The organism is Methanothrix sp. (assembly GCF_016706325.1).
Taxonomy (GTDB): domain Archaea; phylum Halobacteriota; class Methanosarcinia; order Methanotrichales; family Methanotrichaceae; genus Methanothrix.
Genome location: NZ_JADJJX010000002.1, coordinates 83616 through 98261, shown reverse-complemented (window position 1 = coordinate 98261; position 14646 = coordinate 83616). Strand labels below are relative to the sequence as shown.

The following is a 14646-nucleotide window of genomic DNA, read 5'->3' as shown; positions in this document are numbered from 1 at the left end:
CAGAGAGTGATTGGATTTTCTCCAATATAAAGGTGGCATAGACCGAGAGAATAGACCGGGAGCATAGACCAGGAGCATAGACCGAGAGAATAGACCGGAACCATACACGGGAGCATAATACTGAGAGCATAGGCCAGGAGGCGAAAGACTGATATCATATGCGCCATTACTGCTTTGTTGATGGTTGAAATTGGATATCTACATATTGATAATCCCATTGCCGTTGTATCTCCCCAAAGCCGTCCGGAGACCGACAGCTCAGCCGGTTTGATATTGCTGGACGGCTTTGACCTCGATCTCGTCTCCCTTTCACAGATCAAGTCCCGCCTGAATGATGTGAAGCAGAAGCTTCTGGTGTGGAGGGAGGGAAGGCCGAGCCTCCCGAATATATATGATGGGCAAGGGGCTAAAGAAGAAGGGTCCGGGGAAAGGGAGCTGCCCCGTCCTGCCTCCCTCGGCCTCTGTGCGACCTGCTCAGAGGACGGCCCCCTCCTGGAGGCAGCGAGAATCGCTGCTCAGAATCTCTGTCTGCTTGAGCTGAAGATGTCAAGCATTCGCGACCCCATCAGGCTGCTGGAGCTGATACCTCTCCTGAAGCGCTCCGGAGTCACACTCTCCCTCAGGATCAGGCCTGAGGATCTATCCAATACATTGCTGCAGAAGCTCAATGAGAGCGATCTGGACATGATCCACCTCGACCTGCGAGGCCTGGATGGGGTCAGCCCCAAGCTGGTCAAGAAGGCAGCGGATGCTCGCGGTCCGGCCATAATGGCCCTGGCGGATGTGGGAGATTTTGAGGATGCCAGAACCCTTCTGGCCATGGGAGCAGATGTGGTATCCCTTAGAGGTGCGGATCTCGATTTTGTCCAGTGGCTCGCGGGGGCGATGACAGAATATGATTCCCTGAGCGGCTGGTGCAATGCTCCCAAGCACATCTGTGCCGGCGGAGACCTGCGCGGCCTGGCCTTCTGCTGTCCCCCGGTGAAGAGCTGTGCCGTCTTCGGGGCCCTGAAGAGAGCAGGCCTAACTCCAGAGGAGTATGTTAATCGGAAGATCGCTGCTGCCAGGGGCACTCCCCTGGAGAAGGGAGAAGGCACCTGCTTTGGCAGCCTTGTCTGGTGCTGCAAGATCGGCAAGCCCTGCTACCTGCGAGATGAGGCATTGGCCAGGGCGGATCTCTCTGAAAGGGAGTACATGGAACTGAAAAAGAAGCTGGCAGAGAAGATCCTGCCCAAGATCCACTGATCGAGCATGAACCGGCCCGGCAGCAGATCGCATCGGGAGGCAGAACAGCTATCAGAACGGAGTGCCGGAGGGGTATCCGACCGGATCTCTGACTGGATCGCCCAGTGTGCAGTTCTGGCCATGCTCTTCGAGCTCTCCTCCAGCCCCAAGCCGGGAAATGTCGACCGCTGCCATGATTTTTCCGATATCAGCTTTCATCACTTCCTCACCAGTGCAATCTCAGCCTATCCCATCTTCAGGAAGGCGGCCCGGGCGGAGGGGAGCCCCGGCTCGCTCATACTGGAAGGGGTGCAGGCCTGGGGGGAATGGGGTCTGAGAAGCAACACCCACTTCGGCTCGCTGGTGCTCATGATGCCTCTCGCCCTGGCAGCCGGCCAGGCAAGAGATCGTGCTGGCCGCCCCCATGACTGCAGCCACGGCGAATGGCAGGCAGTGGGAGAGGATGAAGAGAAGGCCAGCCCTGACCGGCTCTTTGAAAGGCTGGAGGAGGAGCTGGCCAGGGTGCTGAGAAGCACCACCATCCAGGATGCAGTGGACTTCTACCGGGCATTCGGCCTGGCCGGGGCGAGGGTGGTATCCGTGGATGAGTTCTGCCTGAAGGATCCGCAGTGGAAAGAGCGGCTGATGGAAGCTCGCCGATCGCTCCTCGATCTGATGATGCTCTCGGCGGATCATGATATCGTCGCTCGCGAATGGGCCACTGACTACAAACGATCATTCCAGCTCGCTGGAAGGCTGCAGGAGCTGGTATCATCATACGGCCTCAATGATGGCGTTGTCAGGGCCTTCCTTGAGGCACTGGCTCAGGTGCCTGACAGCCTCATCTCTGCCAAGTTCGGCCAGGAGAGGTCTTTGCAGGTCTCACAGCTCGCGGCTGAGGCATTGCTTGATCCCAGCCTGGATAAGGCCAGGCAGATGGACAGATATCTGCTGGAGGAGGACATGAATCCCGGCTCCACGGCAGATCTGATTGCGGCATCTTTATTTATCTCCCTTCTGAGGAGATTGCGGTTTTGATCATGTTCTATGGCAGAGAGGCTTTGGATGAGTTGGGAATACTGGAGGGCATAAACGAGGTAATTGCTACCACAGAGAGGAATGGCAGAGTCAATGCTGCTCCTTTAGGCATCATCAGGAGTGAGGACAGCCTGTACATTCGCCTATTTTTAGGCACTCATACCTATGAGAATATCCTCACCAGGAAATGGTTTGTGGCCAATGTCACCCATGATGCCTGGATCTTCGCGGAGACGGCCCTGGAGGACCTGCCTCAGGAGTACTTCACCCATTGCGATGGCCTGCCGATCTTGAAGGATACTGAGGCCTGGCTGCTATTCAAGTGCAATCCCTTTGCCTCGGACATCATAATCACCGATATCGAGCCCGTGAAAGGAGAGCTATTGAGAAAGGATTTCCGGGCAGTCAACCGGGGAGCCAATCTGGTGATAGAGGCAGCAGTAGCCGCCACCAGGTACATGTCCCTTCGCACTGATTCTTACTTCGAGGAGCTGCTGAAGACCCAGAGAATTATAGACCGCTGCGGCAACCCCAGAGAGAGAGAGGCGATGGAGAGGCTGATGGATCGGATAGACAGCTTCGCCCACAGGAGATGAGCAATTTCGATATCTATGAACATGCTTGAGCGCCTTCCCGTGGGCTGTCAGAGCCTGGACCTCCTTTTGGGCGGAGGATTCGAGTCGGGCATAATCACAGAGCTTTATGGCGAGTCTGGCTCGGGGAAGAGCAACATCGTCCTGCAGCTCGCAGTAGCTGCAGTGACCAGGGGCCTCAAGGTGATCTTCATCGATACAGAGGGCTTCTCTGCAGAGAGGTTCAAACAGATTGCCGGACCGGGCGCGGCAGAGATGGCGAAGAAGATCATAATCTTTGAGCCCATGAGCCTTGAGCAGCAGGCGATGGCCATCAGAGAGGCGTCCAAGATCGTCAGCCGGGATGTAGGGCTGGTCGTCCTTGATTCGGCGACATCGCTATACCGCATGTTATTGGAGGCAGAGGACAGCAGGCCTGCCCGCCGCGCCCTGACCGTCCAGCTCTCTGAGCTGCAGGAGATCGCCCGGAGGCACAGCATACCTGTGGTCATAACCAATCAGGTCTACACCGATATTGAGAGCAACACCCTCCGGCCGCTGGGGGCACGTACCTCGAGCACATGTGCAAGGCTATAGTCTTGCTGGAGAAGGCGGGCGAGGGCCTGCGCCGGGCCAGGCTGATGAAGCACCGCTCACTTCCGGAGAATAGAACAGCCCAGTTCCGTCTCACCTCCCGGGGCCTGGAGTAATAAAAGAGAGCAGAAGGTGCGACTGCAACCGAGGGCTAAAGCCGGGCTTTCATGATGAAGGCCGCCTCCCCATCGGAGTAGTAGGAGGGCCAGACGGCTGTGGTCTGGAATCCCAGGTTGGTGTAGAGCGACTGAGCCCTCCGATTGCTCACCCTTACCTCCAGGGTGGCCCTCAGTGCTCCCAATTTGCGGAAGGACTTGAGGAGAGCAAGCATGAGCCTCATGCCTATTCCCTGGCCCTGGTATCTGGTTCTTATTGCCAGCCAGAAGACCCGGCCTTCGAAGGGGGCATGCTTGAATCCCAGGACGAATCCTGCCAGCTCTCCGTTCACCTCCGCCGCAAAGGTGGTTGCGGGATGATACTCGTAGAAAGCAGTGAACACATCGGGATTGTACCCCCCCGAGACCTCCCGATCGATCTCCAAAGCTGCCTGCAGATCGCTAGCTCTCAATCTTCTGATGATCACAGCATCCTTGAGGATTGCTCCACTGCTGTCATCCATAAGCTGCTTTTCGATCTGCTCCTCAGGCCGCATCATATATTCGCCAAAATCCTTTCAACGGAAATAGTTTATCCGGCGGGATCATCTTCCAAGAGATCGCCCGCCCACCCTGCAGTATGAAGCTGGATCGATGCTTCCCGGTTCACTTATTCTATTTACCCACCGCCAGGGTCAGATTCCCGTAGGGCATCACCAGCATCCTCGCATCCCTGCCCTGCCTCTTCCAGGCCTGGGATAGAGCCTCTTCCAAAGTCCTCGCCGGGTTCATGAAGCACATCTCTACCTTATCCCTGGGCATGGATGAGACCAGGATCAGATGGTGCTCCAGGGACTCTTTGGCCAGGAAGGCGGCCTTGTGCCCTCCAAACTCATACTCTATGCCGAACCTCTCCCAGCACTGCTCAGCAGAGGAGGCCTCACAGGCCCAGCGTTCGAATACCGGATGGCCCAGCCCCTCGCTGCACTCCGCAAGGAGGATGATGCTGCCGCCGGGCAGAGCAGCATTCTTGGCATTGTCCAGGGCCTTTTGGGCCTGGAAGAGGTTGATATCCTTAGGCCGGCCTCCAGCACAACTGACCACAATATCCGCCCGCTCCACCGGGCAGCGGTACATCCTGTCCACCGCCGCCGCCCCTATTCTATGCGCCCTTATGTAGTCGCCGGCTGTGGATAGGACTATCTCTTTTCTGCTGTTTAAGACAGTGTTCAGAATGAAGTCCAGGTCAGCGATGCGAGCAGCCTCCTCCATATCCTGGCGGACGGGGCTTTTCAGGTTCCCAGTGGTCGCCGCCGGATCCCTCATCAGCTCATGATTTCTGACCACAGAGGGCTCTGAGCTCACCCCAGGGAGGAGGGCCTTTGCCCCGCCGCTGTAGCCGGCATAATAGTGATACTCGATATTTCCCGTGGCCACAATCAGATCAGAGGAAGCGACTGATTCCAGGATCTCCACTGGAGTTCCCCGTTCGGTAAATCCCAGGGAGATACAGGCCTTGGGATCGTGCTGGGAGTGAGGCAGGCGGATGAACTCCCTGAGGAGATACTCCTCCTCGGCCGGGCTCATCCTTCTGTGGGTTCCCAGGGCAAAGACCACAGAGAGATCTGTGATGTTCAGCTCCCTCATCCTTCTGACCAGAGGAGGAAGCATGAGATGGCTGGGAGCGGGGCGGGTGATATCGCTCACCAGGATAGAGGCCGACCTTGCCCCGGCAAAATCCTCCAGCCTCCTTCCCACTGCCTGCTCTAAAGATCTTCCGACCTCCTCTGGCCCGGCAGGCGGAAGCTCCCGGGGAAGAACTACCTCCACCTCCTCCCCTGCCAAAAGCTCCAGGCAGCCCTGTCCATAATCGAGCTTAATGGTGTTATTATCTGATTTCATGGTATGGCAGTCCATTCTTATTGGTCTTCATATGGCCTATGTCTTCCAGATCACTGTTCTGGTGAGCATCTCAGAGAAGGCATCGAAGATCGGCCGGTCTGTCTGGAAGAGAAAGTAGTTCGCTCCGACTCTGTCGCATGTCGCTCTGATGGCCTGGTTGTGATCATTCAACCTCCTCAGGTACTCCGAGCGCTCTCCTTCTGTAACCCGGGTGACAAGGGAGTTGCCGGATTCAAGGTCCACAAACTTCACATCCCCGCCGAACCCCAGCTGTGCCTCATCCGGAGCTAGGACCTGAATGACCACCAGATCATGTCTGGCGAGCCGATAGATGCTGGAGATGACATCCTCTGTATCATCAAGGAGATCGGATATCATCACCACCATGCTGGTGGTCTTGATCTGGGAGGCGAAGAGCTCTGCGATGTGCAGGAGATTGGTCCTCCCCCGGGGCAGAGTATCATCCAGCATGGCTATGGATGAGATCAGATTTCTCCTCCCCCGTTTGGGCTCCCCGGGGTAGAAGCGGTGGCAGAAACGGGATATGGTGTACTTCTCATTCTCCGTGGTGGCCAGATAAGCAAAGCCCGCTGCCAGACGGGAGGCGTAGGCGAACTTTCCCCCATAGCCCATGCTGCCGCTGCTGTCGAGCAGGATATGAACCACAAGGCTTCTCTCCTCCTCGTGCTCCCGGATGAAGAGCTTCTCCGTCCTCCCATAGACCTTCCAATCCACCAGCTTGAAGTCGTCCCCCTTGCGGTACTCCCGGTAGCCCACCGGGCTGATGCCGTGGCCGAAGCGCATCGACTTTCTTCCCCCACTGTAGGCGGTGGAGACGCGCTTGCGGACGAGCAGGGAGAACCTCTCCAGCTCCTTGAAGAAATCAGTATCCATAATGCATCCAGATTGGTATCATAGCGATAGGCTTTTCAGGATGTCACCGACCACCTGATCGCGGGTGAGCCCCTTTCTCTCCGCCTCGAATCCCAGGATTATCCTGTGCCTGAGGACTGGATAGGCCATCACATGCAGATCCTCCCTGGAGACATAGTTCCTCCCCTGCAAGAATGCCCTGGCCTTGGCGGAGAGGATGAGGCCGATGGAGGCGCGGGGGCTGGCGCCATACTGGACCCCTTCCCAGTTGCGAGTGGCCAGGACTAAATTGACCACCGCCCTTTTCAGATCATCAGCAATCGGTATATCGCGACAGAGCTGCTGGAGGGCGATGACCTCTGCCTTGCTCACCTGAAAAAAGACCGCCGGCTCTGCCCGGATGGTATATCTCTCCAGTATCTCCAGCTCCTCTTCCGTTGTGGGATACTCCATGAAGATCTTGAGCAGGAACCTGTCGAGCTGGGCCTCAGGCAGTGGAAAGGTGCCTTCCATCTCGATTGGATTCTGGGTGGCTAAGATGAAGAAGGGCCTGTCCAGAGGATAGGTTTTATTGCCCACTGTCACCTGCTTTTCCTGCATGGCCTCCAAAAGAGCGCTCTGAGTCTTGGGGGAGGCGCGATTGATCTCATCCGCCAGGACGATATTGGAGAAGACCGGCCCCGGCTCGAAACGGAACCTCTTTCCCCCTCCGATCTCATCGATGATGGTGGTGCCGGTGATATCTGCAGGCATGAGGTCTGGAGTGCACTGAATTCTGCTGAAGTCCAGGCCCATGCAGGAGGCGGTGGTCTTCACCAGCAGTGTCTTGGCCAGGCCGGGATTGCTCTCCAAAAGGGCATGCCCGCCAGCAATTATCGCTACCAGGAGCTGCTCTATGGCCCTATCCTGCCCCACGATCACCTTATCGATCTCTCTTTTGAGCCTCTGGAAAATCTCCGGAGCTCGGCTGTAGACTATTCTGAGATCCTCAGACATTATTCTCTCCTTATCATCTTCTGAGGAGTTTTCGATCTAATTATATCTTTTCCAGCCACTCTGTTGCGGTCTTAAAAATGTTGGAGCCTCATGAACCCGAATAATGCTGATTTCGCCAAAGGGAGATAGCCTCACAGAGAGCAGAGGGATAGTGCCCCCGCAGGAGCATACGGGGCACTATCATATCGATCCATCATATCGATCTGTCATATCGATCCATCATATCGATCCGTCATATCGATCCGTCACCATCCTGTCCCGATTGGGATCGAAAGGGATCATTCTACCAGTTGCAGCTCATCCCTCTGGCCGGTGGCTGTCCCTGCATAGCTCTCGATGACCGTCTGAACCACCCTGCCGCTGGCATCATATGCCGCTATGAACTTGTAATTGATGTTGTTGGTCTCCTGCATGATCAGTCCATCCGGGCTGCTCTCCAGGATGCTCACGACCATTCCCGTGTCAGGATCGCTATCTATAATCGCTGGCCTCAGTGACATCGCCTCCTTGGGCACCCAAAAGCCCATGAGCTGGGAGATGCTCGACACCATAGGCACATAGGCCGGTTGAACGGCCTCCTGGGTGTAGGTCTGCTGCCTGCCCTCTATAAATCGCTCATGTGCCTCCTGTATGTCAACCCGCACACTGATGGGAGAGACTGTGGGAGCCACATCTGGCAGCTGGGGCAGCCAGAATGAGTGCGTACCCTGGAAGTGAAGAGAACTTCCCCCTCTGGCCCAGGATGGAACGCGGCCATCATTCCAGGGGATGTTCACCTGGCGCAGATTCCTCAGTCTCATTATGGCATTCTGGCCTCTGGTGACCATTCCACCCTCTTCTGTGGGCAGGTTTGAGGTATAGTCGGCGGTGTGGTGGAGGAGTATTCCCGTCTCCAGATCGTAGATCATCCCCAGGCTGATGCCCTGGGACCGGTAATAGAACCGGATCACATCATACTCCTGACCATTCAGATCGTATTTGCCCCGGTCCACAGTCAGATCCTCCCCCGCTCTATTTGGTATGGCAGCCAGGAGGCTGGGATTACACCAGAAATCCCCGCAGCCGGCTGCATTTACTGAGCCGTAGATGTTGATCTTCTTCATTCCCCTGTAATGGCATCAGGAGCAAATGAGACCGTCCGGGTGGCAGCCTGGCCATCCTCCAGGGCGAGAATGTCGATCTGTACCAGTCCTGCCCCATACTCGCCTTTGGAATATGCCACATCTCCCTTTCCGGCGACCACATCCGGAGACCCGGCCACGATCTCATAGGTGGCCCTGAGGCCTTCGACGATCAGAGGGGGTGAGGGAGCCTGTGCCAGTTCCGGGTATCTTATGGTCAGAGGGTTGCTCATGCCGCTGGGGAGGGTCATCCTGGCGGCATCAGAGGCCAGAGTGAGCGGAGAGGCCAGCAGCAATAGTGGCACCACCAATACCGCTAATACTACCAATAATGCCATATGTCTCATTGAACATCAGCTCCAATCAGCAAAACCCCACAGTCTCCTCTGGCCAAAGCCCAATAGAGGCATGCGGGAAGCCTGGACCATCATTATTATTGCCCTGCTTGGGGGCCTTCTTTCTATATAAAGTTTGGTGCTGTTTAACATTTTATAAAGTCTTCTTGGACTGCGTATGCTGCAGAAGATGTAAATATAATGCATGCGTCATCGGTTAAGACCAGCATGCATAGAATTAGGCTTCCGAGCTTTTTGAGATCAATTTTTGCAGAAAAGGTTCAAGCCCACAGAGTACTGATTTCAACAAATTCGAGTTTTTGGCTCAATAGCAAAGTGCAAAATGAAATAATAATATAGTATCAAAAAATCCTTAACCGATGACGTATGCAATCCTTTTTAACTTGCCTATCGTAGAATATTCTGTATCAGTACTTAGGCACCAGTACGATGTGGTAGGTTATCTAACCATAGCTATGGCTAAAACTGCGCAACTCCAAGCTTATCACATCCTAGCCATAGGTGGCTGGCACCACCTGTTGCTAAGGTGCTTAAAGGCCTCATTTTAAAAGAAGGAACAGTTTATTGAATTAGATAGCAGAAAAGAAGAGGCGAGGTTTCACTTCATCTCCGACCTGAAGGTCGGGGTATTCGTGACCCTCTGCACTCCCGTTGTAATAAAAAATTAGGAGAAACTTGGAAAGTACAGAATCCTTAACCGAAGACGTATGAGTTATTGTCAGATGATCTAAGTTACTACCTAAACCTCCACAGCTGGCAATATGCTCGCCAATTCCCCTTCTATATCAATCATTGCGACTCTGCAATCACCTGGTAAGACACTATCATACGGCTATCGTACCCTTCTTCATCTGCGTGCTTTCCATCCCTTACCCGAACCTCAATGAGGTTTAACCCTATATCTCCCGGGGTTGTGACCCAGTCCCATGTACCTTCTTTGATCCAGCCCTGTGTTTTAGCCACTAACTGATTATTAGTGGATGGACCTTTGAGGAGAAACTTGTAGAATATCTGATCCCCATCAGGATCTATAGCCGTTGCTATCCAATTTATGGTCGTCCCTGCTACCTGTGGAGAGAGCTTATCAGGAGCTAGATCTGTTACATAAGGCTTTATGTTAACTTCAGTTGGAGCTACGCCAGATGATGTAGTAGATGGGTAACTTGGGCTTTCCTGGAGAGCTCTTCCTCCGAAGTAGAATCCGATGATAGAAGATATTGCTCCAATAACAGTTAGCAGCAGGTCTTTTATCGGACCCTCTGCTGATATGTTATATACAAGTAGATAAATTATAGATATTCCTACAATAACAGTAAGAGTCAAGGCCATAGTAGATCTGCCGACACCAATAATACCACTAGGTTCTGCATCAATGCAATCTCTAACGATTTGTATCAATAAACTATTTTCTATTTTATTCTCTTTTTGGTTTTTCACAAGATCATTCAATATATTCTGAGCTCTTGATAGATGTCGATACGCCCAATACATGTTTAATATGATTGGAGCAGCTGCAAATATTAATAATAAAAGCACAAAAATGGCCATCATTATTAATTGGTCCCTTGATGGTTCAGCTACAGGCTGGCCTGATGTTAATTGGTCCCCTGATGGTTCAGCTACAGGCTGGCCTGATGTTAATTGGTCCCCTGATGGTTCAGCTACAGGCTGGCCTGATGCCAGTCCGATTAAAACAACTATTAATATAAAAGCATATAGTGTTTTAGTCATAATACCACCATTCTTCCTTACTGTACTTTCCAAGTTTTTCATTTCAACCACCAACCTCATAAACTGAATCCAATTCCCACAAATTGACCAGTGAAAATACCACTTTTGTGCTAATACCTTGCTATCTAATGATACGAGAGCGCGAAGGGTCACGAATTCTCCATCCTTTGGGTTGGGGATGAAGTGAACCCTCGCCCGGATTTCATGTTTTATTGAGATCGATTAGCAGGGCCATCATGCAATCAAATGCAGATACGCAATTATTCTGATTATCACATCCAGGAAGCCGGAGCTTCAGATGTTTCTGAAATCCGGCTAACCAGGGCGCGCGGCCCGAAGCATACCCCATCCCTTTAGGATGGAGTGGCCGCGCGCAGTTTGATTGCCTTACTTTGGGGCCTTCTTTCTATATAAAGTTTGGTTCTGTTTAACATTTTATAAAATGTTCTTGGACTGCGTATGCTGCAGAAGATGTAAATATAATGTATACTATCTTATTAATGGAGATATAGATGACCGGCACCGATGCCATAAGGGCTACAGTGGATGAGCTTCTCGGGGTGCTCTCCACCAGGAATATCATTGGGGAGCCTATGGAGATGGGGGACAAGATCATCATACCCATCACCAAGATGGGGATGGGATTCAGCGCCAGCCAGGGGAAGGATTCCAGGGGCAATGAGATCAGCAAGATGAAGGCCGGTGGGGGGGCTGGAGTGATGCCGGTCGCCATTGTAGTGGTCTTCAAGGAGATTCCCGGGGAGGAAGGGGTCAAGGTGATACCTCTCTCTGGCCGCAGCTCAGATAGACTCTATCTTGGTAGCATAGCAGGAGCCGCCCAGTCCATCCTGGAGAGGATTGCCGCCTCCCGGGAGGGATCAGAAAAAGAGAGTGCAGAGAAAGAGAGTGCAGAGAAAGAGAGTGCAGAGAAGGAGAAAGCGAAGAAGGAGAGAACGGAGAAGGAGAGAGGAGATAAGAGGTCATCTCAGCAGACTGCTATTCTCATCGAATAGCCTCGCCGATGACGCCCTTTCCCATCGATCTCGCCCGAGGTTTTCTGGATGCCACCAGGCGTTCATATTTTGGCTGCGCCATTGAATCACAGTCCTCTGACATCAGCCATATTGATCCTCTTACTTCTCATCATTCTGCTGATAATTATTTTGATGATTATTTTGATGATTCCTTTAAATATTAATATGTTTTTATACAAAAGCGGGGAGCAGATTGAGGGAAGGCTGATGGCATCCTGGCTGGGCACATCTGCAGGCAGTGAGTTGAAGGGCCAGGAGAGGCTGGTCCAGGGGAGAATCTGGATTTCGTGGCTGGGCATCAGCCTCTTCGAGAGGGCAAGCTCAGCCCCATCGTTCATTGACCTCATCTCATCGGCTCGGGAGAGAAGAGGAGGGGATAGGCAGGAGGGGAAAAGAGAGCAGAATAAAGGCCAGCGGGCCTTGGAAGGCATGAGGGGCGGGCAGCAGGAGGAGGATGAGGGGGGCCTCAGCATAAGACAGCTCAGATCTTTGCTGGCGGCCATGCCCGCCTTCGTCGATCTCATCGAGCATCTATTGAGGTCGTTTGCCTTCAAGGGCATCCGCTGCCGCCTGGAGTTCGGGCTGGATGATCCCGCCCGGACGGCCGTATTGAGCGGATGGCTCTGGGCGGTGGCCGCCTTTCTCAATTGTCTTGGCGGGGATATCCTCATCCTGCCCTTCTTTGAAGAGGAGAGGCTGGAGGGGGAGCTCCTGGCTCAGGCCAGAATCCGGCCGATCCATATTCCAGTGGCCATCGTCTCCGCCCTGCGGAATGGGGAGATGAGAACGTTGATAAAGGAGCTTACTGGCAGGAAGAGATGAAAGGATGGGTATGATGGGCATAGGAATGGAAAAGACTGCTTTGGGAGGATAGCCGAATGGTGAAGGATAGACGGCTCCCCCGGATAGAGAAGCACATCCTGGCAGGAAAAGAGATCCAGGCAGGAGATAGAGCCATCCATCCCATCATCGAGGTCCTGGTCATGGCAGCAGGTGATGATCTGCTGGGATTCAGATCGCGCCCCATTGCATTGCTGATAATAGAGCCCGGAGGGGAGTATGCATTCTCCCTTGAGGGAGAGCAAATGGCAGTGGATGAGATCTACAGGCTGGCTTCATCACTGAAGGATATCGGCCAATGCCCGCCGACAGAGCAGTAGCCTCAACCCCGCTGCCAGACAACCCTCCTGGGAATTTTACATCGGCGATTGAGCATCTTATGCCTTCTGCCAGTGTATCCCCTGATCTTAATCATAGATGACCTATATCAGACCTACATAAGATATACATGAAAAAAACAGTTATTAACTTCGGAGAGAATCGACTATTGAGCGGTAGGAGAGTGGGGACTTATCCTTGCCGCCCTGGCAGGAGAACCGATGGCAGAAAGGTCTCCTGCCAGCAGAAAGCCATCTAGCCATCTGAGTTGATATCGCTGGTATCGCCAATATATAGCTGATATCATTGGATAGCAGGCGACTATTCGCTGCCGGATGCCAATCCCTCCTCAATCTTGCGCGCTGCCCGGGCTGCCATACGGGCCAACCTCACAGGCTCCGGCACCCTGCCATCCAGGGTGAACTTATTCAGGAGAATCCTCGCCTCCTCAACTGTTGCTCCATGGACGCGCACATAGATCTCATGCCCTGTCTTGAGCCTCATCCTCTCCCTCCCGCCCAGGGATCGATAGCGTTCAATTTTTCTTTGGAACCAGGAAAATATTCGCGCAGATATTTTTCCAGGCCGGCTGATTCCTCATAGGTCAGGCAGACCAAAGGCCGCTTGATCTCCTCGAATACCTCATCCAGATCGATGATGTTAAACCAGCTTATCACCGCCCCGCCCAGGAGGAGGGCATTGATATCTCTGCGCTCAAGACGGCGGTACAGGTTAAGCACTGCCTCTGTGGCATCATCCCCTCCCACAGTCGCATGGGCATAGACCAGGCCATCCACCCTCCTGTCTGCGCGCATGACCACCCCGGCCAGAATGGAGCGGGGATTTGCGGAGCACTGATTAGCAGAAAGCGAATTGACGGCAGGTGAATTAACAGCAGGTGAATTGACAGCAGGTGAATTGACAGAAGGCGAATTGACAGCAGGTGGATTGACAGAAGGCGAATTGTCAGCAGGTGAATTGACGGTTGGCGGATTGGCGGGTGATCGATCGAAGGATGGCCTGAAAAGAGTGGAGGTGCTGGGGCGCTGAAAGCTCTCCGCAATCCCCAGGGCCCGCAGAGCAGGCTTATTGAGATGAAGTGACATACAGTATGACCTCCATACTCTCTTCACTCCTCTCGATGATAAATGATACACAATTTCTCTGAGGGCCGATCCACCTTAAGGCCGATCCACAAGCTCAAAGTAGATCCGACGGTTGGACTTGCCTTTGTTCTCCGCCTTGAGAAGCTTTATCCCCCCGATCTCGCCCGTTCTGCGAATGTGAGTTCCTCCGCAGGCCTGCTGATCCACTCCTTCAATATCTATCACCCTAATCACCTCTCTGTCCGGAACGTCCATGGCAAGCCGCACCAGATCAGGTATTTCCATGGCCTCTGACCTTGGCAGAAGGCTGATCCTGACGGCGCGATCCTCAGAGATGATGCTATTTGCTTGCTCGACATATTCAGCTATTTTCGATTTGTCGAAGGCCTCCAGGCTGAAGTCCACCCTGGATCTGGCCAGATCGATCTGGTTTCCGGTTATCCTGGCACCAGTCTCCTTGAATATCACTGCACTGAGTATGTGGCAGGCGGTATGGCTGCGCATGAACCGGTATCGCCGATCCCAATCTATGATCCCTGAGATGCTGTCACCGGGCTCAAGCCCCCTCCGATCAAGAATGTGAAGCGGTCCAGAGGGCTCAACCCTCAGTACCCTGAACTCATCCCCACTGCGAAACAGGTATCCTGCATCCGATGGCTGCCCACCGGACTGGGGATAGAATGCAGTCTCCTGCAGAATGACGCCCTCTCCCTCAGCTTCCAAGGCCTTTGTATCAACGACCCTTGTCTCAAAAGATCTTATGTAGCTATCCTGAATGTAGATCTGTCTCATTGCCCTGAGTTTTTCCCCCCTTTTATCAGCTTGACCTCTTATTTATTTTCTATT

At 53.4% G+C, this 14646-nt stretch carries 16 protein-coding genes and 1 pseudogene; 8 read left to right on the top strand and 9 right to left on the bottom strand.

What is annotated here, in order from left to right:
• Positions 1-180: 180 nt before the first annotated feature.
• Genes IPI63_RS10080 through IPI63_RS10060 form a run of 5 tightly spaced genes read left to right on the top strand, consistent with a single transcriptional unit; the run spans position 181 to position 3544 of the window.
• The gene (locus tag IPI63_RS10080; RefSeq protein ID WP_292478290.1) at positions 181-1245 is read left to right on the top strand and encodes a methanogenesis marker 9 domain-containing protein; all 1065 of its coding nucleotides are present in this window, start codon (positions 181-183) and stop codon (positions 1243-1245) included.
• A gap of 6 nt (positions 1246-1251) precedes the next feature.
• Positions 1252-2262, top strand: coding sequence for a triphosphoribosyl-dephospho-CoA synthase (locus tag IPI63_RS10075; protein ID WP_292478289.1), 1011 nt, complete (start codon positions 1252-1254; stop codon positions 2260-2262).
• Positions 2263-2264: 2 nt separating this feature from the next.
• The gene (locus IPI63_RS10070; protein ID WP_292478288.1) at positions 2265-2858 is read left to right on the top strand and encodes a DUF447 domain-containing protein; all 594 of its coding nucleotides are present in this window, start codon (positions 2265-2267) and stop codon (positions 2856-2858) included.
• A gap of 15 nt (positions 2859-2873) precedes the next feature.
• Entirely contained in the window at positions 2874-3431 is a 558-nt protein-coding gene (radB, locus tag IPI63_RS10065) for a DNA repair and recombination protein RadB (RefSeq protein ID WP_292478287.1), read from the top strand.
• Positions 3416-3544, top strand: a complete 129-nt coding sequence (locus tag IPI63_RS10060) for a hypothetical protein (RefSeq protein WP_292478286.1) — start codon at positions 3416-3418, stop codon at positions 3542-3544. Before radB ends, IPI63_RS10060 begins: the two co-directional genes overlap by 16 nt.
• Before the next feature lie 35 nt (positions 3545-3579).
• Here the strand turns inward: IPI63_RS10060 and rimI are convergent, their stop codons facing one another.
• The 7 genes from rimI to IPI63_RS10025 form a co-directional block, all read right to left on the bottom strand.
• Positions 3580-4083, bottom strand: coding sequence for a ribosomal protein S18-alanine N-acetyltransferase (gene rimI, locus IPI63_RS10055; protein WP_292478285.1), 504 nt, complete (start codon positions 4081-4083; stop codon positions 3580-3582).
• Between the two features lie 115 nt (positions 4084-4198).
• Positions 4199-5425: a nickel-dependent lactate racemase gene (larA, locus tag IPI63_RS10050; RefSeq protein WP_292478284.1), complete on the bottom strand. Its 1227-nt coding sequence runs from the start codon at positions 5423-5425 to the stop codon at positions 4199-4201.
• A gap of 36 nt (positions 5426-5461) precedes the next feature.
• A complete protein-coding gene (locus IPI63_RS10045) occupies positions 5462-6319 on the bottom strand; it encodes a DUF58 domain-containing protein (RefSeq protein WP_292478283.1) in 858 nt (285 codons plus the stop codon).
• Positions 6320-6337: 18 nt separating this feature from the next.
• Positions 6338-7294, bottom strand: coding sequence for a MoxR family ATPase (locus IPI63_RS10040; protein ID WP_292478281.1), 957 nt, complete (start codon positions 7292-7294; stop codon positions 6338-6340).
• A 278-nt stretch (positions 7295-7572) separates the two neighbouring features.
• Entirely contained in the window at positions 7573-8397 is an 825-nt protein-coding gene (locus IPI63_RS10035; protein ID WP_292478280.1) for a hypothetical protein, read from the bottom strand.
• Positions 8394-8753, bottom strand: a complete 360-nt coding sequence (locus IPI63_RS10030; protein WP_292478279.1) for a hypothetical protein — start codon at positions 8751-8753, stop codon at positions 8394-8396. The genes IPI63_RS10035 and IPI63_RS10030 overlap by 4 nt, the downstream gene beginning before the upstream one ends.
• An 807-nt stretch (positions 8754-9560) precedes the next feature.
• Positions 9561-10556, bottom strand: coding sequence for a hypothetical protein (locus IPI63_RS10025; RefSeq protein WP_292478278.1), 996 nt, complete (start codon positions 10554-10556; stop codon positions 9561-9563).
• A 458-nt stretch (positions 10557-11014) separates the two neighbouring features.
• Here IPI63_RS10025 and IPI63_RS10020 point away from each other — a divergent pair, with 458 nt between their 5' ends.
• From IPI63_RS10020 to IPI63_RS10010, 3 genes are all read left to right on the top strand, one after another.
• On the top strand, positions 11015-11515 hold the full coding sequence (locus IPI63_RS10020; RefSeq protein ID WP_292478277.1) for a GerW family sporulation protein: 501 nt from the start codon (positions 11015-11017) through the stop codon (positions 11513-11515).
• Between the two features lie 228 nt (positions 11516-11743).
• The gene (locus tag IPI63_RS10015; protein WP_214065093.1) at positions 11744-12358 is read left to right on the top strand and encodes a DUF2953 domain-containing protein; all 615 of its coding nucleotides are present in this window, start codon (positions 11744-11746) and stop codon (positions 12356-12358) included.
• A gap of 56 nt (positions 12359-12414) precedes the next feature.
• Complete coding sequence (locus IPI63_RS10010; RefSeq protein WP_292478276.1) at positions 12415-12696, top strand: hypothetical protein; 282 nt, start codon at positions 12415-12417, stop codon at positions 12694-12696.
• Between the two features lie 319 nt (positions 12697-13015).
• Here IPI63_RS10010 and IPI63_RS10005 read toward each other — a convergent pair.
• Positions 13016-13509, bottom strand: a pseudogene (locus IPI63_RS10005) (DUF99 family protein).
• 366 nt (positions 13510-13875) lie between these two features.
• Positions 13876-14592, bottom strand: coding sequence for an alanyl-tRNA editing protein (locus IPI63_RS10000; RefSeq protein WP_292478275.1), 717 nt, complete (start codon positions 14590-14592; stop codon positions 13876-13878).
• Between the last annotated feature and the right edge of the window lie 54 nt (positions 14593-14646).